Genomic DNA, 18,653 nt, shown 5'->3' with positions numbered 1-18,653 from the left:
AACCTGTTGCCGGTCAAGGCAAGGGCAAATATAGGTTCGTATTGCCCAAAGAATAAGAGAACGCCCGTTATCGGCCATGCAGCCAATAACGGGCGTTCATCAGTTATATACAAGTTCAGTCAGAACAATTTCCTCAGCACGGCTGCGGATGCTGTTCATGCGGCGCACCCATTCCATTTGGTCGGCGGCTTTGAGCGCTTCGGTCACATCTTCCTGCCTTGCCATATCGGAAACGATGATTGCCATACGCTCGTTGCAGGCTTGGTCGATCTCGGCAAGGTGCCGATGCAGCGTTCCGCTTGTGAGCAGGCTTGCATAGAGAACCGGACGATGTTCTTTCAGATAGTTGCGGCGCATACGCCCGTACTTGCCGATCTGGTATTCTGGTTCGTCCGGCAGCGCAAGGTTCGGGATAAGATAATCACCCTCCTGACGGTAAGTGCCGCCCATTTCCTCAAATAGAGATTTCATAAAGTTCAGCTCCTTTTTGTGTTGATTTGCAGCGGTTATAAGTTTTTTGTCTCCTTTCCTACAACTGCTGTTCCATTCACCACAAATGAGCCGCAGTCATATGTATTAGGTGGGAGAAACCACCCTCTACATAGTAACTCTTGATTCTGGATACTGTTCGAGTCATCCGTCTTATTTGTTTTCTGCGTATCCTCCTGACTCAGCCGGCCATAGAGGATGGTATATTTTTCGTTGCTTGCCATTGCTACTCCTTTCCGGGCAAGCCGATACGGCAACAACTAACATACCGTATCTCCTGCCCAATGTCTATCCTCAAATCGAACCTTTTCCCAAATCACTGTCGATGATTTGGAGCATCTGCTCCGTAGGTGTTTTCGCTTTCTCTGCGGTAGAGAAGATGGAACGGACAAAGAATTTTCGTCCGCCCACGATCATCTCCCGACGCAGCTCCATACCACGTTCCGTTTCGTGATAGGATGTATCCCGGTAGATCGGCGTGATTGTATTGTCATCCCGGTAGCCGATTGCTCGCTCCGGAATATAACCACCCAGAATACCTGTCTCCATATACACTTCGAATTCACTTTTCATAGCATTCCTTTCCCCCAAAACCAATTCGGGCAACAAAAATAGCAGACCGTCACATGGTCTGCTGCCAACTCCGTTCTTCTTCGTGATCGTCCTCTTTCTGACCGAGGGCAATCTTCTTTTCCTTTTCTTTGCGCAGCGTTTTTCTGTCTGCGTGATAATGCATGGTGGTGCTGTCCGTCACAGGCTCAGCAGACTGAGATTGTTCCAGTCTCCAGCCCAGGCCCACCACAGCAGAAACAACGCCGCCAGCGCCATCAGCAGGACTATCCATGTCGGACCATCCAGGTGCGGCAGATGCAGCCTGGGTAGTTTGATATTGGGCAGAGAAGAACGCTTCTCTTTCGGCTTCCCAGCCTGTTCGGCCATCTGCTCCAGATGCTTCAGCACTTTCAGCAGCTCGTCCACCTGTGTCCGGGTCGGGAACTGCTCCTGCAGTTCGCTGGCCTTCTTCAGATAGCCGGTCTGTCTCTCGGCGTGGTAACCCAGCGTGTAGAGGTCGCTCTGCAGATCCCCCCCAGTCTTCTTTCGTGGGATGCACTTCGGAAGTAGGTGTCTGCTCCTGTGCCAGGGGTTGCGGCGTGCTCTGTACTGTCAGCGCTGATGTGGTCTGCGCTGTCTGTGCAGGACGGTTCTTCTCCAACAGCTCGTCCATAGATAATTTCTTCTCTGATCCTGAATTCATATTCCATGTTCTCCTTTAGATATTTGTCACCGAACAACAGCCGGTCACGACATTGCCAGCCGCTCGGCGTGGTATAGGTGATGTTCTTTCGGGACTTTTCCCAGCGAACCTTGTAGCCCTCGCTCTCCATCAGCGCAATGAATTTCTCACGGGTGAACGCATGGCGCATACAATCGTTGATGATATTCATGAGCTGCAGCTTTTTGCTCTGACCACGGGCTGCTGTGTGATACTCACCGATGGTCATAGTCTTTGTTTTCTGCTTTTGTTCCCTTGGTTGAAACACAGGAAGTGAAAACTCCCTGCAGACCATGTCGTTGCGATGCCGCAGTTCCTGGAGCTGCTCCTTTGCGATATGCAGTTTCCGTCCGGTATCAAAGTTGACCGAGTTGATGAGAAAGTGAGAATGGATGTGCTCCCGGTCTACGTGGGTGCAGACCAACACCTCGCAGCCGTCGAAGTATTCCGCCAGCCGCCGCGCGGCTTCGTGGGCCTGCCGGGGATCGACCGCCGCGCCCTTCGGAAAGCACTGCACCATGTGGTAGAACATCACGCCGCCGTCCTTGTGGTAGAGCAGCTTGGTATTCAGGAAGTCGTCATAGACGCTTTGGGGCTGACAGTTGATGCCGCTGATGAGCGGCCCGTCCTCCCATGCGGTTTTCTTCTCCTGCATGATGTAGAGCATCACGCTGCGCATGGCGGCGTGGGATTGCGTGCCCCGCTTGTAGTTCACGAAATGTACGATGGCCATACGGCTCACCGACCTTCCAAGACTGACCGCAGAGCGGCGCTGACCTCGGACAGTTCCTGCGCGGCCTTGTCGAGGCCGATGACCTGCACCTTGCCCATGTTGGCGAGGACGGTAAGGCGGTTGATGTTGCTGCCGATGCCCTTGAGCTGGCGGAGCAGTTCTTTCTGCCCGTCGATGACAATGATCCGCTTGCCGAGACAGCAGGCGGTGACGTAGTCGCTCATGGACATATGGGCCTTCGCTGCCAGCGCCTTGATCTTCTCGCGGTCGGCGGACGCCATGCGCGTACTGAATTTGATATCTTTTTTCATAATCAATGACCTTTCTGAAATGATTTCTTTCGTCCCCTCGGAGAGCTGGGGGGGGCTTCAAGTGGGTGTGGGCTTCTGCCCGAAAATGGGGTGTGGGGCCACGCCCCGCCCAGAGCATTTGGCAGGGCAGCGGCTTCGCCGCAGACCAGACAAATGCGATGCTGGCCACCTCCAACGGAGGTGATAAGACTCCTGTAAAAGGAAACTCCCTGCGCCTATTGGAAATAACGGCTTAAGCAGAGAAATTTCCCATCTGCGGCAGAGAAATGAAATGTTTCTTCATCCGGTTTTTAAGGGATTATTTCTCCTGCACACAGCACTTTTTCGGCGTTCCTGCATGGGGGTGGTATCACTACCCTCGGCGTGCGCTTCATGCCGTTGAAACGCTGGACGCCCACGGGTCACGGCGGCGTATTCGCCGTTTTTATGCCGCCGCAGTGCTCGCCCTGTGCGGGCTGAATATCCCCTCAGCGGATACACACACCACCCCAGCCCCGAACCGCGCACACAGCGGCTTACAGGGCGAAACACGGGGCGTTCTCACCGCCTGAGACATCGGCAGGGTCGATAGGGTCAACAACTTGGGTATCCTGTGTATCGTCACTTTCGGCACGGCGCAGCTCGATGAGCCGCTTGCCGTTGCTGCGGCGCACCACGGCGGAAATGCCGATTTTCCTTAGTGCGTCAAGGTTTTGCAGGATCTGTCGGGATACTTTCTTGGGTGACATGCGCTCCACCCCCACAGGGTCGATTCGTTCAGACAGCTCTGTGGGAGTGCCGATAAATTTGGTTCGCTCACGCATTAGTTCAGAGAGAAGATAAATGATGCGGTCGCCCAGCAGTTCTGGCTGTGTCCGGCTGTCCGACACCAGCTCCCATACATTTTCACCGTTGCGCTCCAGTGTCAGCTCCCGGTATTCAATGTCACGGCCAATACAGGAGAGCTTCGCTCTGCCGCTGCCCCGCCGTTCCTCCACCAGCGTGAAGCTGGAATCCACCGCACCGCTGATGGCGGTGGTGCCGGAGATGCGATTGAACACATCGTCAGCGCTCTCCTTGCGCAGATGATGGATCAGCAAAATGGCGATGCCGTGGGCATCCGCAATCTGCTTCAGAGCAGAGAGGTCACGGTAGTCATTTGCGTAGGTGTTGTCATAACCGGCGCCGCGGATCATTTGCAGCGTATCGATGATAACCAGCACCGTGTCGGGGTGCTCTGAGAGGAACGCGCGGAGCTGTTCCTCCAGACCCTTGCCAAGGGTATCGCTGTTGGTGGAGAAGTGGACGTTGGCGGGGGCGTCCTCTGTGATCTCGAACAGACGGTTCTGGATGCGGAGGGTGGAGTCCTCCAGGCAGAGGTAGAGCGTGGTGCCCTGTTTCACGCCCATGCCCCAGACGGGATCGCCCTTCGCCACCGTGACGGCCAGCCACAGCGCCAGCCATGACTTTCCCACCTTGGGTGAGCCCGCGAGGATGTGCAGACCCTGAGAGAGCAGCGTGTCCACCACGAAGTTCAGCGGTGTGAGCGGCTGACTCATCAGCGTTTCACCGTCGATGGTCAGTAATCGGTTTTCTTTTTTCAATTTTTGTTCCTCCAGATAAAAGAATAAGGGCAGAGACCTCGCTGCAGTCGAGGCTCTAACCCTTTCACTTGATTATTCTGTCTTTTTTGATAGAATGAGAATATCGCGGGACAGCTGTAAAACGGATATGGGACAGGGGGCGATGCTATGCCGCTGGGAGTACAGCAGAACAACGATTTCACGCAGTTCACAATGGATGTCTGGAATGACAAGATCTTTTATCAGGAGCAGGAGTTTCCGGCGGGATTCATGGCGATGTCCATTCTGAACATTCCCGAAGAAGAACTGCCGGAGCTGATACAGGCCGGCGGCGCACCAACCTTCCTGTTCCCTGTGGTGGTACAGGGCAGCGATGAGGACGCTGCGGCGGTATTCCCGCAGCTGCGGGAACGGATACTGTATCTGACTGAACTGCTTTGGAAGTATCCGCCCTTTTGCTACAATGACTATGAGAAGGAAATGAGCCGGATCAATATCCTGTTTGACGAAAGAAACCTCCTGCAAATACGGACGCCCAATTCAGAGCTCCAGACAGAGTTTCTGAGATTCTGCGTCGGGATTATACGCATCCCTATCGCCATGTACCACTTCTATGCAGCGGGGCGGTTCTTTGAGCTGGATTATCTGCGGCGTCTGAAAAAACGGAACGAAACACATTTCGCCGTGGCCGCGCATGACTGCTTCAACAGCGAGCAGTTTTGGGATGAGATGCGGAGTTTACAGAGCTTGGATATGGAGCCGTTCACGGTCTACCCGGAGCTGTCCTCCTCCTATGTGTTTGCCCGCAGTCCTAAAAACGAAAAAGAAATGGTGTTTGTGGAACGGGTGATTTTTCCGCGCCTGACCGATTTCTACACCTATGACCTGATGAACGGATTGCACCACGGCCACGCGCCCAGCCAGTGCCAAGGCTGCGGGAGATACTTTCTGACCACTAACGGCCACATCCCTAAATACTGCGACGGCGTCGCCCCGCAGGACAGCCGCTATACCTGCCGGCAGTATGGCGCGATGATGCACCAGAAGGAGCAGAACAAACAGCACCCGGTCTACCGCCTGTTCAATACCCGCACCGACACCATCCGCAAGCATCACCAGAGAGGGAAGATCTCCGATGACCTGCGGCGGGAGGCACTGTATCTGGCGGGGAGCTACCGGGACAAGGCGCTGATGGACAACGACTATGCCGCTGACGGATATGCGCACGACATGGAATTGGAACACATTTACGCGGAGGCAGAGAATCGGCTGAAATGAGGAAGGGGGGCCATTCCTGTGACGAAAAATATGTACATCGTTGCCGGGGACGGCCCCTGCAATGAAGAGCTGGCGTTGCGAATGCAAGCCGGAGACAAAAACGCTGCGGAGCGGCTCGTCGCACAGAACGAGGGCTACCTCACCGACCTGGCGTGGGCGTACACACCGTTGTGTGAGATGGAGGATTTGAAGCAGGAGGCGGCGCTGGCACTGCTGGACGCGGCGAGGCGCTTTGATCCCGCCTACGGAACGAAGCTGCTGACCTATGCGACGCCCGCGATAGAAGCAACGCTGTCTGACTACGCCGCGCGGCATGCCTTCCCGCTGTCCGTCCCAGCCAGCCGCGGCAGCCAACTGCGCAGGGTGGCATACCTCTGCGTCGAGGCACAGGATGCCTCAGAGACAGAATTGACCAAGGCGGTATGCGAAAAGTTGAAGGTATCCTCCAAGGCAGCCGAGGCGTTGATAAAAGAATACCGGACGCTGTTTTGCGTCCAGCAGTTAGGTGACGATGTGTTCTCCGTCAGCTGCGGCGGCAATCCCGCTGTTGCCTATGACCGCCTCATGCGTCGGACGCTGCTGATGCAGCGGATGGAGGAGGTGCTGACGCCCAGAGAGCTGAATCTGGTGCGAAGCTACCTCGGCATCGGTCAGCCGGACGAGGTCGGCATGACCTTTCAGGAGCTGGCGATCTATCTCAACTACAATGGCCCCAGCGGAGCGGAGAAGGCGTATAAGACTGCTCTTCAGAAGCTGAGGAAAAATCTGTATTCTGGCACATACGGACAGTGGCTTTCCGCACAGAGAGCGATCCGTGCGGCCAAGGCGGAAGCCGAAGCGAATTCTGGGCAGTACACAACGCCACAGAGGACATGGTTGGACGAAAAGGCACTGATGGAGCGGTTTATCTGCGAGGTCGTTTCGCTGATCCGTGTCCATAAGATTTTCAGTGACACATTGGAGAAGGAAACAGAATGAGCGGTACGGCACCAGGCTTGGCCTGATACCGTACTGCTTTTCGTTTATCCCATGATGCCGATTTTATTGCTGTTCTCGTACATGTCCTCGGCGTATTCAACATGGTTGGGGCCTTGACTTTCTATCCAGCCGAAGCCCGGCACATAGACCATGTTGTACGGAGAGCTGTCAGATGATGCCGAGGCAGACCCCGGTTCTTGCGGTGGTGTGGCATTCTGTTCAGGGGAAGCCTGTACTTCACCCGACGGAGTCGCTTGAATAGGCGATGACCCCAGTGCAGTGGCAGCTTCTTTGACTGGCTCCGGTTGCGTTACATCCGACTTTTCTTCCTCTGGCATTATGATTTCTCCAATTTCTGGCAACTCCGGAACTTCGGGCTGTGCGGCGATTACGGCGGGCGAAGTAGGCGACGCAGATGTTTCCACGGCTGGCTCGTTCTGCAGCCACACGGCGGCACACAGGGCCAGACAGGCGGCGGATGCGGCTACAGTAGTGATTAGCTTCTTCATTTTGCTTCTTCCTTTCTGGACATGGAAAGAGCGCCCAATCTTTTCGCCGTACAGCGAGAGACTGAGCGCTCTTTTTCATGTTGATTCAGTTCCATAGAGAGCCGCCACGCCAGCTCAAATCCAGAGATAAAGCTGTCGATGGATGTGTCCTCCACAATGCGGTCTTTGGCGTCGATGATCTGCAGCACCAGCCGCCGTTCCGGCTTTTCCAACACTTCAATGAGTGCCTGATGGCATTCCTCGATTTCCTTCTTCTGTGCTGGGAGCTCTGGCGGAGTATAGAAGCAATCGTACAGGTCCTTGAGTAATGTTTTCATGTGTTGCACCTCCTGGTAGCAACACACCATACCACAGAACGAGGAGAATAGCCAACAAAATATTTAAAAAATCACTCGTAAAGAAAAAAGCGTTTAGATTCGCGATAACTTTAATTCATGCAATCGAAACAACTCGCGAAAAAGCGAAATATGTTGAAAACAGATGTGGTTCGTAGTAGTATAATTTTATAAATCCTTCTTATTCGGGGTGAAACCATGAAAGTAACTTACAAAAAATTATGGGTCCTTTGCGCTGAACGAGAGATGAGCAAAGCTGAGCTACGCAAGCGTGCAGGACTTTCTTCTGCTACATTTACTAAGCTCCGAAAAAATCAAGAAGTGAATCTATCTATCCTCCTTAAAATTGCCACTGTTATGGATTGCAATGCGGGAGAAATGATGGATTTTATCAAAGATGACACTCCTGTGGAGAGTACAGAACCATAAAGGGAGTACGGGTGACTAAATATGCCGTTAACGCATGTATGTGTATGGGATTCTAAAACTGGATATCGTCGTGTCACGGTCGAAGAAGCATGCGAAATGTACCCTTATGGTGCGTCAGCACGAAGCGGCCATTTTGTATGTGAATTATGCGCACAAAATGTTTTACTTACCGCCCCTGGTATGAATGTTCAACACTTCCGTCATGATCCGGCCTCTCCCAATAAAGAATGCGACGAACGCCAAGCCTCTTTTGATCCAAACTACGGTCGATCGCTACGAGCACTTAACAGCCATATAATGCCTTTGCGTCTTGTTGTAACAGGATCGATATTTTCTCTACAATTAGGGTTCTTCTACCCTCCAGACAACAAGGCACACTGCGACAAAATTAAGATAGCCGGAGATTCACACCAAGTTTATGAGTACTCGTTTGAGCGAATTGAGCGGATTGGAACAACATACTTAAGCGTCGGCTCTATTCCGAGCCAGATTTACGGGGTCGAGTATGTAAATGCTAACACAGAGCTAAAACGCTTCTGGTCTAACAAAATAACAGGAATTAATACGACAGGATCTTTCTTTGATGGCCGAACTGGGCAGATTCTCCAATCCGGAGGAAAAGCTTATTCCGGGAATTCCTATTATTTATTACAACGATGTCCACTGTATTCCTACCATACAGATATTGAGGCAACAGAAGTAGCAAGAAATCAAGCGAGTCCTTTCACTACTTGGTATCTGTACAAGATTCGTATCAAGAAGTTTTCAGCTTACTCTGCGAAGTTTTTCCTAAAATACGCGATTTTCCTGACCGAAAAACCGACGAAATTCTATCCTATATGGCCGGCATACATCAATGATCCGTATTTTATATACCACAACTCACCTGAGTTCTACTTCTATTTATGTGGTGATGATGCCGAACTGAAATCATATCCCGCAACAGCGAATGTGCTGGGTATTCAGGATGGAAAACTGTATAAGCTCTACACTCGAGAAAGAGAACAGTTAATTTCACTCGGAAAATCGGGAGCATTGGGCTTCTCCTATTTGGTAAAGCAACCCCTGCGCAAAAAGGCGCCGTTACCAGCAATAATCATATCTGACCATTCTGGCAACACGCTAAATGAAGAGAGCTATGCAAAACTTCCTAAATTAAAGTGCATATCAGTTTCTTGCCCGTATGATGGGAAGGCTGTGGTTCAAAGAAACGGTAAGACCGAATATATCTACAAGCTTTCTGGCGAGGAGCATTTAACAATCGACGAACTATCATTTGGCACAGAGATACATTTTTATCAAGGCTGCGACTACATTCGCTCCATTCGTTTTGAGCAGGAAACCGTCAACATGGATGTTATGTTGCTGGATGCTGTACTTGTCAAAAAATTGAGTTCTTGCTCTGGCCCGATGATTCCTGTAACGCATGCAGTTGGAAGTTTTGTCAGTAAATTCTCGAAATATCCCCAAACGCAAAAATGGCTCTGCATGGCTTTGCGGCGAGGCGAAATTTCACGTACAGCTTTAAATTTGCTCAGGAAAACCATTCAAAATAATCCTGGGAGGGATAATGATGATTGACAATGAAGTTTCCTTCACATCACTGTGCTACATTACTGTAGATTACGAAGGGCGTATATGGCTGAACCGTTTAGCAGATGTGGAAGATGATATTTTACATACACCATTCAAGTCAGAACGGACGGATAACTATTTTGAAAACAGAGATAGACTGTACCGCAACGATGGGCCTACTGCGCTTGGAACGGTCGGTATTTGGGAGTGGACAGCAATTCCTAATAGGGATAACCCAACAATTGACTATGTCCAGTCGCACTATGTCAAAGACTACTCGCCGGTACGTGTAGTAGTTCTTATGGCAAAGTCTTTAGACGAAGTGGTTGAACAACTTCAGAATGGAACTGCTCGTACACAAGCTTACTTTTGCGATACACTTTTTTGCTATGAACCTAAATGGGGGCAGTTCGCAGGCGTACTGTGTCGTGCAAATGAGTTCAACATTTCGGATCGATGTGCAAAACTTTCGGAAACTGTCTATTCCCTGCCAAGCTACACAATTTCCTCCGGGGATATCTATAATTGGGATGATCGTAACCTAAGATTTCTAAAAACACTTCAGGCGGGAGAGCCTTCTGGATACGTTTCAATAGGAAATACAAACGAGGTTATTCGCACGCTCATTCTTGAACGCACCACATGGCCTTTGTTTAAGGAGTGTATTGGTGCCACCAAGGCTGAATGGAAACATTGCAAACTTCTTCTTGAGAAGATTTGCGGTGAATCTTTGTACGACGCGATTGTTCAAAAACTAAATTGTACTCTGGACCAAGCAAAACAGGCAGTTGATGATTTTGTTAATCGAGCAGATGTACTGATTAAGGTCGGCGATATCGATGTTAATGTGTTGGCTGAAATTGCAAAGAATCACGATGAATTAAGAGAATTATGCGAAAAAGCCGTATCCGTGGAATGGCATAATTCTCATGCTGCTGAAATTGCCAAAGCTGAGGCAGAAGTTTCAGAAATGGAAGAAACAATATCCATTGCAAAAAAGCAGCACAGTAAAATACTTGCAGAAATTGCTACAAAACAAGGTGAACTGGATCAGTTACTTGCAGAGATAGCGCAATATGAATCGATTGGAAAAGAAACGCTGGTCGCAGTGCGCCAGAAAATTGCTGACGCGCAAAAAGATATGGCAGGATTCATTGCTGATATTTCTGTTTTTCTGCCTCAGTCAAATGCAACCTTGCCGTATGGGAATCCCCCTGCCTCATGGCAATACAGCGGTACCAGTGGCCAATATTCTGATGAGGATATTGAACTCGCAGAAAGCTGGCGCAATGAATATGATGCAATCTATCAGAATTTGTCATGTGCGTTGGGCATTGAACCAGACTTCTGCTCAATGCTCACTGCTTTTCTGTATGCAACCCATATCAACAATGTGCCAACTTTGATTGCAGGCCCTGGGGGACAGGATATTGCTGAGGTGCTGTCTATTTCGATGTACGCAAACGGAGCAGGACAATTGACTTTAGGAGATGAATGTGACCTTTCTATAGTGGAAAGAATCAGCGAGGCTGACGATTCTATTGTGTCGGTTCAAAATATGTTCGGAAAAGGGTGGACGGATGCATTACCGCAGAAGTTTACAAGACTCAAAAAGCAGATAATCTGGACCCATCCATATGTCGAGGATATGCTTATTGAGCCGAAAGGCCTTTATAATTACATGCTCCCCGTCCTGAGTGAATGTTTTATAGGAAGTTTACCTGCTCTCGAGACATGGCCAAGTAAACGCACTGAGAAGTTCCAACCATATGTTTCTGAGGAAAAACAGTCTCTCCGGATATCTGCATTTAAGCGTTTGGGCCTTAGCAAACTCCTATTGGGCCAGTTAACCCGTGTCCTGTCCGATGCAAAATGCATTTTGGAGAATCCCGCAAAAGATAAGGACTTGGAACTGCTCTTTGGTGTGCTTCCTCTCTGCGTACTTACCGGGAGATTGGATGTCTTAAAGGATGTTATTGAAGGCGAGAGCGGGATCTCCAGTTCGGTAAAAGCTGAAGTTGCAAGATATATTGAGGAAGAGTGAACGATATGATAAACGACCTAATTGTTTCAATTGGAAGACAATTAAATATTCCGCAGTCAGATGACAACGAATGGGTTTGTCGGGTCGTTTATAGTGTTGCTGGGCAAATGGCTCTCGCTTCGCTTTGGGATCACACCGAGGATGGAGGTTCAGTTTCTATTCAGCATTTCAAAAGCAGAATTGACCAGATTTTTGATGCTTATGAGGGCATTTATCCGAAGATTGGATTTCTCCTCCCGCATGACAAGACGGATTTGATTGAGGAAATATACTCTATCTATCTGCGAAATGGGTTCTTTTATCATTCCGCTTATCAAATATCCCCAGCCGCTCTTGCAACTGGAGGAAATGGGGATCTTGTTCTTCACAGAGGTATTTCACCTGACTTGAAGTTATTTATGAGCGGATTGGGTTTCTATTCCGTTCAAACTTCAACTTCCGACAGGACAATATCATCAATGTTTGGTCTACAGGAGCAGTCGTTTGAAAGCTATCTCGAAGAACTGTTGGCGCATTGCGAATGGAAACAAATAGAATGGCCAGATAACTCAGAGTTTCTGCGGCTTGATCCTCCATTTAAATGGGGGTATTGGCAACAGATTCCCGAAAAAAATGACCATATATCCCTTGCAAGATATGGTGAGCCAAATAAAATTTTTGTATTTTATCGATATAGTAATGGGGTATTTCTGAATACACCGATTCCAGAATGGAGAATGCGGGACTATTTTTCGAATGTTCCAAGCAACCACGGCGAATATAGAAGGATTGCAATATCACTTCTAAAAAAACATGGAACACTTCCAGAAATCAAAACGAAGGCAAAGGGAAGTCTGATAGAAATCAAACTTGGCTATCGTCTGCCACCTTCGGAAGAAAACTTCTTCAAACTCTATAGCTGGCCTGTGCGATATGATTTTACATCAAAAACGCCCCAAGTCTTTACAAGAATGATGGCAAGGCAAATCTATCCTATGTTCAAACATGAGTTGGAATCAATGGGTTACTGCTTTGTGGAGGAATGATTATGTCCAATGGTGCAAACGGAGTTCACTTGCAACTGCGTGAAGCTCTGGAAAACTATATAAAGTCGCAATATTTTGGGAAGTCGCCTATCTTGCTGTCCGCTGCACAAAATAAGCTGAATCAAGAAGGTGTTCTTTATCAAAAACCGTATGTTGAATCATCACCTGCTTACAAAAGTACGACAAACGGAATCCAGTCATCTCCCAAGTTACCTGATTGGCTGAAAGACTATTTTAAGGCGCTATCAGATGCCAATCTTGGCGTATACCCATCACCTTTTTGTCACCAAATTTCCGCTTTGGAAGCGGCATTTGAGGGTCAGGATCTGTTTGTGTCAACAGGTACAGGCTCTGGTAAGACGGAATGTTTTATGTGGCCCTTGATGGCAAAACTTGCTTCAGAAGCAAGAAATAGCCCGGATAGCTGGGCTATGCGTGGCGTCCGAACGATTATCATGTATCCTATGAACGCCCTGGTTTCTGACCAGATTAGTCGTTTGCGCCGTTTGATTGGTGATCCAGACCACCGATTTATAAATATATTCCGCACCGCATGTGGAAATAATTCCCGCCGCCCTCAATTCGGCATGTATACCGGAAGAACTCCTTATGCAGGTAAGGAGCCCCGACGTAGTGAGGACCGTTCACTTGCGGCAACATATTCCCGTATGGTCAATCCTGAAAACGATGAAGAAAAAGCTTTTTTAGAGAAACTCATTAAGGACGGAAAACTACCGGCCAAAGAAAATTTTGATGAATTCCTTGAAAAACTCTATAACGGAAAACATATTCCGAACGATGAGGATGCAGAACTGGTAACTCGTTTTGAAATGCAGCAATTCTGCCCCGATATTTTGATTACAAACTACTCCATGCTTGAATATATGCTTCTTCGGCCAAGAGAGCATAAAATATGGTCAGATACTCAGGCATGGCTAAATGCAGATCCGAATAATAAGCTTCTATTTGTCATTGATGAAGCGCATATGTATCGTGGTTCTGCAGGCGGCGAGGTATCATTGCTCATACGGCGTTTATTCCACCGTTTGGGCATTAATCGCAGTAGAGTTCAATTTATATTGACTACCGCAAGTATGCCCAACAATAACGAGAATGACCGGAAGGCCGTCAGGACATTTGCAAATGAATTGACTGCATCTGACGACATGCATCCGTTCTGTTATCTCACTGGTGAACAAGAGGAAATTGGAAGCGGAAGTGCGTTCACTATCCCTTTCAGCAAATTCAACGAATCGCTTCCCGATGAATTTGAGGGTGATAACCCGAAGAGGCTCATGGCACTCAATCGCTTTTGGACAGGCATCGCAAATAGTGCTGCACCATTTAGCTCCTCCGAAGACGCATATCAGTGGCTATATGACCACCTGATTGACTATGTGCCTTTCTGCGAAATGTTCAAACGTTGCCGTGGTACAGCGGCCTCTCTACAAGAACTGGCAGAATCCATTTTCCCAGACAATAATCTGGAAGACGCCCTTCAAGCTGTCAGTGTCATGCTTGCAATTGCACCCTTGGCACGAAGCGAAAGTGGCAGCGTGCTATTTCCGGCGAGAATGCACATGCTCTTCCGAGGAATCAAAGGTGTTTATGCTTGCACAAATCCCAAGTGTTCTCATTCCCGCACAGAAAATGGTTTAACATTGGGGGAAGTCTATTTTGCGGATGGCAATTTGACCTGTAAGGAATGTGGAAGCACAGTTTATGAGCTGTACAATGATCGCCGCTGCGGTAGTATTTTCTTCAGAGGCTTTGTCCTAAAACAGGATTTTGAAGCCAGAAAACGCACTTATCTTTGGCATCAACCTGGTATGATGAATGAAGATGAGGTCAAGGAAATACACCTCTTTATTCCGTCTGCCGACTATCGGCTGCCGGAAAGACAGGGACAGAATAAAATTTTGCCTTGTTATTTGGATGTGTATAGCGGTTTTATTGATTTTTTGGATGATTCCTTGGAAGGAAAGCCGGGCATCAGAAAACTGTATTATAGCAGTTTTACCGCAAAGGCTCGTCCTGATATTCTGACATTTGCCACTTGTCCCCATTGCCGTCATGAGTTGTCCAAAATGCAGCTTACCTCTTTCAGTACAAGAGGCAATCAGTCCTTCTTCAATTTGATCAAGGCACAGTTCCAGGCGCAGCCTGCGGTTCCCGGAAAAACAGGAGATCCGAATCGGCTGCCTAATGAAGGGCGAAAGGTCCTGCTGTTCTCGGATAGTCGGCAGCGGGCAGCGAAGCTGGCAAGAGATATGTCGGATGCTTCTGATATGACAGCCGCCAGACAGCTTGCTGCGCTTGCCATCGATCGAATGGAACAAGAAGTTGTGGAACAGTCCATGAATTATTTTTATGACTACTTTGCCATGGTAGCCGTGGAGCATCATGTTCAGATTTTCCATGACAGTGAAACCGAAAAGCAACGAGCAAGACTGATTGAGCACGGCACGCAAGCATTGAAGAATTACACTCGCGCAAAGAAACGGAACCAGCAATACACCCCTCGCTTCACCATTGATAATGCGCCGGCACAAATGAAAGAGCAACTCTTTCGTTTCTATTGCGGCGGATATAATACGCTGATTGACTCTGCACTCAGCTGGATAGAGCCTACAGATGCGGCAAAATGGGATGCGATTGACGCATTGGAGGAGGCAGGCAATGAAGTTACTGAGGAAGAATTTATGGAACTGTTCAATGCATGGATTCTTTCCACCTGTGATTCCTCTGTGGTCCTTGGCCATACGATCCCTGATGTAATCCGCGAAAAAGTACGCCCGAACTATGTAGGATATGGTATTGATAAGGATAAAAAGTTCTCTACCGATATACGAGGAATAATGGGATGGGGCGATAATGATCCTATCGCAGCAAAATGGAGTCGGATTTTGCGGGAAAAATTCATGGACGAAGGGCAGTCTTCTAATGGAAAGTATTATATCGATCTGTCCCGTGTAAAACCGCGTTTCGATTTAGAGCATACCTGGTTCCGGTGTGAGCGCTGTTCGGAGCTCACTCCGTATTTGCTGAGAGGAAAATGTCCAAGTTGCCAGTGTGAAAAAATCCATCCCATGACAGCGGAAGAAATTGATGCACTGGATTTCTGGCGCGCACCTATTGATGAAGCGCTCCGGGGTGAGACTATCCGTGTAATTGATACGGAAGAACATACCGCACAGCTGTCCCACAAAGATCAGCGGGATGAGCTTTGGTCCAAAACAGAACAGTATGAACTCCGTTTCCAAGATTTCCTACAAGATGGTGAGGCACCAGTTGATATTCTGAGCAGTACTACTACAATGGAAGTGGGTATCGATATTGGCTCACTGGTCGCTGTTGGACTACGAAATATTCCCCCTATGCGAGAGAATTATCAGCAGCGTGCCGGTCGTGCCGGTCGTCGTGGTTCAAGTCTGTCTACAATCGTTACGTTCTGTGAAGATGGACCGCATGATTCTCTATACTTCTCTAATCCTGTGCCAATGTTTAGAGGTGATCCCAGGAGACCTTGGATTGATATCGGCAGCGAGAAGATCGTCCAGCGTCATCTTGGTATGGTCGCACTTCAATCCTATCTGAGAACAAAAGCCAATAGTCTGGATGCAATTTCTGCTATTGAGTTTTTGGACGACCACCTACAGCCTTTTAGCGGTTTTCTGACGACCTTCAAAATCAGTGAAAATGACATTCTTGTTCCTGCAAATTCCCAAGGCGCATTGTACAGCTACAAAGGCGATCTCGAAAAATCTCTGTTTGCTTTGAAACAGAAACGAGACAATCATCCCGAACTGTTCGAAACAGATGATAACAGTGACTCCGGAAAGAAAACGCTACTGGATGCGCTCTATGAAGAAGGCATCATTCCAACCTATTCTTTCCCCAAAAATGTCGTTAGCACCTATATCTCCGATATGGGGGGGAAAGTAAAATACCAAGTTGAACGAGGTTTGGATGTTGCTATCGGTGAATATGCCCCCGGAAGAGCCATTGTTGTTGATAAAACGACCTACCAGATCGGTGGTCTATATTATCCTGGTGGAGAGCGGAGCGAGCGAACAGCTGCATCTCCCGCAAGATCCTTCATTAACGATGCAAGCTATCGAAAAACAATCCGTACATGTGGGCAGTGTGGATGGTTTGGCTTGGAAGAGGATAATCACGAAGCCTGTCCCTTCTGCGGTAATTCGGTTTTGACGAATATGCTGCCAATGTTACGCCCGTGGGGATTTGCGCCGAGAAATGCTACATCGATTGAAACGGCGCAGTTGAACGAAGAATATACGGCAACTCAGCAGCCCTTATACTCCACTTTGCCTGATGCTGACGATGTTATAGATGTTGATGACTGTGCTAATATTCGCATGGCAGTTCGGCCAAATCAGCGAATTATCATGCTCAATAAAGGTGTTGGTGGCAAGGGATTTACTATCTGTTGTGATTGCGGGGCGGCAATGCCTGGCGGTGACCCAGTTGTGCTAAAAGATATTCTTCGCCCCTATCGCTCCAAATTCAATAAAACACGCTGCAGGCATACAGATACCGATAATGTGAATCTTGGCTATGACTTCGTTACTGATATGCTTGTGTTAGAATTCGCCTTGGACAGGCAGTTGATTGATATAAATCCTCAACGGAACTCCTGGCTTAATCGGGCAGGTCAGTCTCTTGCGGAAGCGCTGCGTTTAGCTGCATGTCAAGAACTGGATATCGAATTTACTGAGCTTGTCACTGGCTATCGTGTTAGACACAATCAAAACGGTGACTTCGTCGATGTCTACTTATATGACAGTCTTTCGAGTGGTGCTGGTTATGCCGTCAGCATTGAGTCCTCCATTCAGAAACTGCTTACCAAGACGAGAGAGTTGCTTGCCGGTTGTTCTTGCGATAGTGCATGCCATAAATGCTTGAAGCATTATCGCAATCAGTATATCCATAGTGTTCTTGACCGCAAGGCTGCGCTTGATTTGTTGAACTGGGGTGAAACAGGCATTAGGGCATCTGCACTCCCCGATAAAAATCAACAGTATTTACTTCAATCGTTGGAGCAGATACTACAGATTTCCGGTGTCCATATCGATGTCAAGCATGATCCTGTTAGGGCAGAAGGCCGCTACAGCAAAAAGAAAGTAGTGGTTTACCCTGCCATGTGGACTAAGCCTGTAGAAGAAAACACTATCTTCGTAAGCGACGCGCATTTGAAATATGCGAAACCATATGCGCTAAAAACGATATTGGATAACCTATAAAAACAATAGCCGCAAGACATCATTTTGATGTCTTGCGGCTATTTTGTTTGTTCCGTACCGGTAGTGCCCCCCGGGGGTTCAATTCGTTTCCCTATGAGATGGAACCCTACCCTCCGGGCATTTTTTCAGAAGTCTCTTGATGTTCGCCCCTCCGCCGCAGCCGCAGTCCAGCACCTTGGCGTCCGGCGCAGCATTCAGAAATTGAAGCCCCCACCGGGCCACGGCGCTGTGCCCGACGTTCATCATGGCGACCATGATTTTCCCGCCAAGCCCCACAGGCTTTCTGGTGTTCTCAAAAAATGACATCTTATCACACCTCCGATTTCACACATTCTGCATAGGTCAGCGGGAAGGATGCCTTCAGAACAGCGCTTTTCCGCACCGCCCAGCCGTTTTGCCGTAGGAAGCGCAGGTATTCCTCGCTCGTCCACCTGCTGTGGAGAGGGAAACCTGCCAGCTTCATAAAAAATGCCCTGACCTTGCCGGTAAACGAGTTCCCTGCGTGGGTAAAGGTCGGCGCAATCAACACGCCGTCATCCTTCAGAACCCGCTTGATTTCTTGCAGGGCTTTCTCCGGCTGCGGCACGATATGCAGTGCGTTGGACACGATCACCACATCAAAGGACTCCTCCGCATACGGCAGGCGGAACATATCCTGCACCGAAAAGTGCAGCTTTGCCGAGCGATTATCTCGCTTTGCCTCGGCGATCATCTCTGCGGAGGCGTCCGTCGCCTCGATATGTGCCGCCGCGTTTACGATGTGTTTTGCGATCAATCCCGTGCCGGCAGCGAGCTCCAGCACCGTCTTGTGCCGCACGACTGGCCGGATCAGCTCATACATCTCGTCA

Annotated in this window: 16 protein-coding genes and 1 pseudogene; 7 read left to right on the top strand and 10 right to left on the bottom strand. The window is 48.9% G+C overall.

Going from position 1 to position 18,653, the window contains the following annotated elements; genetic code table 11:
* Positions 1–99 precede the first annotated feature (99 nt).
* The 6 genes from KJS28_RS02030 to KJS28_RS02005 all read right to left on the bottom strand — a co-directional run bounded on the left by KJS28_RS02030 (position 100) and on the right by KJS28_RS02005 (position 4,389).
* Positions 100–471 (bottom strand): TnpV protein, encoded by a 372-nt coding sequence (locus tag KJS28_RS02030; RefSeq protein WP_213540307.1) that lies wholly within the window; start codon positions 469–471, stop codon positions 100–102.
* 312 nt (positions 472–783) lie between these two features.
* A complete protein-coding gene (locus tag KJS28_RS02025; protein WP_213541546.1) occupies positions 784–1,062 on the bottom strand; it encodes a hypothetical protein in 279 nt (92 codons plus the stop codon).
* A 177-nt stretch (positions 1,063–1,239) separates the two neighbouring features.
* A complete protein-coding gene (locus KJS28_RS02020) occupies positions 1,240–1,467 on the bottom strand; it encodes a hypothetical protein (protein ID WP_213541545.1) in 228 nt (75 codons plus the stop codon).
* Positions 1,468–1,511: 44 nt separating this feature from the next.
* On the bottom strand, positions 1,512–2,495 hold the full coding sequence (locus KJS28_RS02015; protein ID WP_228298417.1) for a relaxase/mobilization nuclease domain-containing protein: 984 nt from the start codon (positions 2,493–2,495) through the stop codon (positions 1,512–1,514).
* Between the two features lie 5 nt (positions 2,496–2,500).
* Complete coding sequence (locus KJS28_RS02010; RefSeq protein ID WP_213541543.1) at positions 2,501–2,806, bottom strand: MobC family plasmid mobilization relaxosome protein; 306 nt, start codon at positions 2,804–2,806, stop codon at positions 2,501–2,503.
* A gap of 515 nt (positions 2,807–3,321) precedes the next feature.
* A complete protein-coding gene (locus KJS28_RS02005; RefSeq protein ID WP_213541542.1) occupies positions 3,322–4,389 on the bottom strand; it encodes an AAA family ATPase in 1,068 nt (355 codons plus the stop codon).
* A 147-nt stretch (positions 4,390–4,536) separates the two neighbouring features.
* On the opposite strand from KJS28_RS02005, the gene KJS28_RS02000 reads away from it, so the two are divergent.
* Both KJS28_RS02000 and KJS28_RS01995 read left to right on the top strand, forming a co-directional pair.
* Positions 4,537–5,646, top strand: a complete 1,110-nt coding sequence (locus tag KJS28_RS02000; RefSeq protein ID WP_213541541.1) for a DUF6076 domain-containing protein — start codon at positions 4,537–4,539, stop codon at positions 5,644–5,646.
* 18 nt (positions 5,647–5,664) lie between these two features.
* Positions 5,665–6,624: a sigma factor gene (locus tag KJS28_RS01995; protein ID WP_213541540.1), complete on the top strand. Its 960-nt coding sequence runs from the start codon at positions 5,665–5,667 to the stop codon at positions 6,622–6,624.
* A 44-nt stretch (positions 6,625–6,668) separates the two neighbouring features.
* Here KJS28_RS01995 and KJS28_RS01990 read toward each other — a convergent pair whose 3' ends face one another.
* Together KJS28_RS01990 and KJS28_RS01985 are read right to left on the bottom strand one after the other, a co-directional pair.
* A complete protein-coding gene (locus tag KJS28_RS01990; protein WP_213541539.1) occupies positions 6,669–7,133 on the bottom strand; it encodes a DUF6550 family protein in 465 nt (154 codons plus the stop codon).
* On the bottom strand, positions 7,130–7,450 hold the full coding sequence (locus KJS28_RS01985) for a DUF6809 family protein (RefSeq protein ID WP_213541538.1): 321 nt from the start codon (positions 7,448–7,450) through the stop codon (positions 7,130–7,132). The genes KJS28_RS01990 and KJS28_RS01985 overlap by 4 nt, the downstream gene beginning before the upstream one ends.
* Before the next feature lie 216 nt (positions 7,451–7,666).
* Between KJS28_RS01985 and KJS28_RS01980 the strand changes: the two genes are divergently transcribed.
* Genes KJS28_RS01980 through KJS28_RS01960 form a run of 5 tightly spaced genes read left to right on the top strand, consistent with a single transcriptional unit; the run spans position 7,667 to position 17,805 of the window.
* Positions 7,667–7,897, top strand: a complete 231-nt coding sequence (locus KJS28_RS01980) for a helix-turn-helix domain-containing protein (RefSeq protein WP_213541537.1) — start codon at positions 7,667–7,669, stop codon at positions 7,895–7,897.
* A gap of 21 nt (positions 7,898–7,918) precedes the next feature.
* Positions 7,919–9,478 (top strand): hypothetical protein, encoded by a 1,560-nt coding sequence (locus tag KJS28_RS01975; protein ID WP_213541536.1) that lies wholly within the window; start codon positions 7,919–7,921, stop codon positions 9,476–9,478.
* Complete coding sequence (locus KJS28_RS01970; protein WP_213541535.1) at positions 9,471–11,516, top strand: coiled-coil domain-containing protein; 2,046 nt, start codon at positions 9,471–9,473, stop codon at positions 11,514–11,516. Before KJS28_RS01975 ends, KJS28_RS01970 begins: the two co-directional genes overlap by 8 nt.
* A gap of 5 nt (positions 11,517–11,521) precedes the next feature.
* Positions 11,522–12,541, top strand: coding sequence for a hypothetical protein (locus KJS28_RS01965; RefSeq protein WP_213541534.1), 1,020 nt, complete (start codon positions 11,522–11,524; stop codon positions 12,539–12,541).
* A gap of 2 nt (positions 12,542–12,543) precedes the next feature.
* Entirely contained in the window at positions 12,544–17,805 is a 5,262-nt protein-coding gene (locus KJS28_RS01960; RefSeq protein ID WP_213541533.1) for a DEAD/DEAH box helicase family protein, read from the top strand.
* Positions 17,806–17,907: 102 nt separating this feature from the next.
* On the opposite strand, the pseudogene KJS28_RS01955 reads toward KJS28_RS01960, so the two are convergent.
* Positions 17,908–18,111: pseudogene (locus tag KJS28_RS01955) on the bottom strand (SAM-dependent methyltransferase); the annotation flags it as partial.
* Between the two features lie 4 nt (positions 18,112–18,115).
* Positions 18,116–18,646 carry a class I SAM-dependent methyltransferase gene (locus KJS28_RS01950; protein WP_228298416.1) on the bottom strand — a complete coding sequence of 177 codons (531 nt, stop codon included), beginning with the start codon at positions 18,644–18,646 and terminating at the stop codon, positions 18,116–18,118.
* Positions 18,647–18,653 lie beyond the last annotated feature (7 nt).

This window comes from Vescimonas coprocola, from assembly GCF_018408575.1.
Classification (GTDB): Bacteria; Bacillota; Clostridia; order Oscillospirales; family Oscillospiraceae; genus Vescimonas; species Vescimonas coprocola.
This window is presented reverse-complemented; position numbering and strand designations above follow the sequence as displayed.

Bases quoted from the DNA above. Each gene is read 5' to 3' on its own strand.
- KJS28_RS01980 (WP_213541537.1), top strand. From the start codon at position 7,667: ATGAAAGTAACTTACAAAAAATTATGGGTCCTTTGCGCTGAACGAGAG.
- KJS28_RS02000 (WP_213541541.1), top strand. From the start codon at position 4,537: ATGCCGCTGGGAGTACAGCAGAACAACGATTTCACGCAGTTCACAATG.
- KJS28_RS01985 (WP_213541538.1), bottom strand. From the start codon at position 7,450: ATGAAAACATTACTCAAGGACCTGTACGATTGCTTCTATACTCCGCCA.
- KJS28_RS01965 (WP_213541534.1), top strand. From the start codon at position 11,522: ATGATAAACGACCTAATTGTTTCAATTGGAAGACAATTAAATATTCCG.
- KJS28_RS01975 (WP_213541536.1), top strand. From the start codon at position 7,919: ATGCCGTTAACGCATGTATGTGTATGGGATTCTAAAACTGGATATCGT.
- KJS28_RS01970 (WP_213541535.1), top strand. From the start codon at position 9,471: ATGATTGACAATGAAGTTTCCTTCACATCACTGTGCTACATTACTGTA.
- KJS28_RS01950 (WP_228298416.1), bottom strand. From the start codon at position 18,646: ATGTATGAGCTGATCCGGCCAGTCGTGCGGCACAAGACGGTGCTGGAG.
- KJS28_RS02025 (WP_213541546.1), bottom strand. From the start codon at position 1,062: ATGAAAAGTGAATTCGAAGTGTATATGGAGACAGGTATTCTGGGTGGT.
- KJS28_RS02010 (WP_213541543.1), bottom strand. From the start codon at position 2,806: ATGAAAAAAGATATCAAATTCAGTACGCGCATGGCGTCCGCCGACCGC.
- KJS28_RS02030 (WP_213540307.1), bottom strand. From the start codon at position 471: ATGAAATCTCTATTTGAGGAAATGGGCGGCACTTACCGTCAGGAGGGT.
- KJS28_RS01960 (WP_213541533.1), top strand. From the start codon at position 12,544: ATGTCCAATGGTGCAAACGGAGTTCACTTGCAACTGCGTGAAGCTCTG.
- KJS28_RS02015 (WP_228298417.1), bottom strand. From the start codon at position 2,495: ATGGCCATCGTACATTTCGTGAACTACAAGCGGGGCACGCAATCCCAC.
- KJS28_RS01990 (WP_213541539.1), bottom strand. From the start codon at position 7,133: ATGAAGAAGCTAATCACTACTGTAGCCGCATCCGCCGCCTGTCTGGCC.